Genomic DNA, 1,345 nt, shown 5'->3' with positions numbered 1-1,345 from the left:
CCATCGTCAGTACCTCACTATAGCAGCAATCCCGCTGCTGCAGGAGGTCTGTCCAGACCGTGCGAGGTCTGGAGGCGAAAATTTCGGACAGCCGTTTTTTCATTGCCGGCCATTTCGACTGTTCGTACTGGTCTGCGAAAAGAGGGTCATCAGCCAGTCCAAGTGCCTCGCGCAGGCGGTCGAAGAACTTGGGTTCGATCGCACCCAGCGCGATGAAGGTTCCGTCGGCGCAAGCATAGCACCCATAGAAAGGTGCGCCCCCGTCGAGCAGATTCTGACCGCGCGGCTGCGTCCACATCTCGTTGTGCTTCAGTGTCCACATGCCCGCCATCATGGCCGCGGCGCCGTCGGCCATGCTGCAGTCGATGATCCCGCCCTTGCCGGTCTGCCGGGCTGCGAGCAGGGCGGTTACGAAGCCGAAAGCCAGCATCATACCGCCGCCGCCGTAGTCCCCGATCAGATTGAGCGGCGGGACCGGCGGCTGGCCTTCGGGCCCGATCGCGGCGAGACCGCCTGAAAGCGAAATATAGTTCAGGTCATGGCCTGCCTTGTCCGCGAGCGGACCGTTCTGTCCCCACCCCGTCATCCGTGCATAGACCAATGCCGGATTGCGCTTCATGAGTGTATCCGGACCAAGCCCCAACCGCTCTGCCACGCCGGGCCTGAAACCTTCGATCAGGCCGTCAGCAGTCTCGACCAGCTTGGCGACGATCTCTACAGCCTCGGGGCGTTTCAGGTTTAGTGTGATGGAACGTCGAGAACGCAAGAGAACGTCGCGCTCCTCGTCTTGTGCAAGCGGATCGCTCCCTCCGGGGCGGTCTATGCGGATCACCTCCGCGCCATGATCCGCCAGCATCATGCCGCAAAACGGTGCAGGCCCGATCCCGGCCAATTCGATGACCCGGACGCCTTCGAGAGGGGGGCGCATCAGGACTTCATCGCTCGGATTTCTGCCAATCATTCGGAAACCGCTCCGGAACCGGGCTGGTTCGTAGTCCGGGTCGCCGGCAAACCGGACTTCCCTGCGAGGCGGTCCTGCAACAACACCCCGAGATGTGCGGTCATATTACTCTCCCCGATGGTCCCGGCTCTCTGACGATGGGACCGGCCTTGCGGACCTTGAAGCCATTTCATAATTTATTTGCTTATGTCTAGCAAGTATATTTGCAAGCTCATAGGCCGCCAAAATGCGCCCTAGACAGAGAGGGTTTTCAGGGCGTTTCTGCGGTAATGCTGGAAAACTGCGTGGACGTTGATCGAGTCCGGGTCGACAAGCCACTGGTAAATCAACCCAAAGATCAGCGAAGCGAATTCCACAGCGAAGCAATGCGGATCGATGGTGGCA

1 protein-coding gene is annotated in these 1,345 nt (G+C 60.1%); it reads right to left on the bottom strand.

The window, feature by feature from the left end; translation table 11 throughout:
- Positions 1-961, bottom strand: a 961-nt coding sequence (locus LK12_RS23325) for a CaiB/BaiF CoA transferase family protein (RefSeq protein WP_052223765.1), incomplete at its 3' end; no start/stop codon positions are given.
- Positions 962-1,345 lie beyond the last annotated feature (384 nt).

The sequence above is a fragment of the Novosphingobium malaysiense genome (assembly GCF_000802225.1).
Classification (GTDB): domain Bacteria; phylum Pseudomonadota; class Alphaproteobacteria; order Sphingomonadales; family Sphingomonadaceae; genus Novosphingobium; species Novosphingobium malaysiense.
The sequence above is the reverse complement of the archived record's forward strand: the minus strand, read 5'-3'. Positions and strand labels throughout refer to the sequence as shown.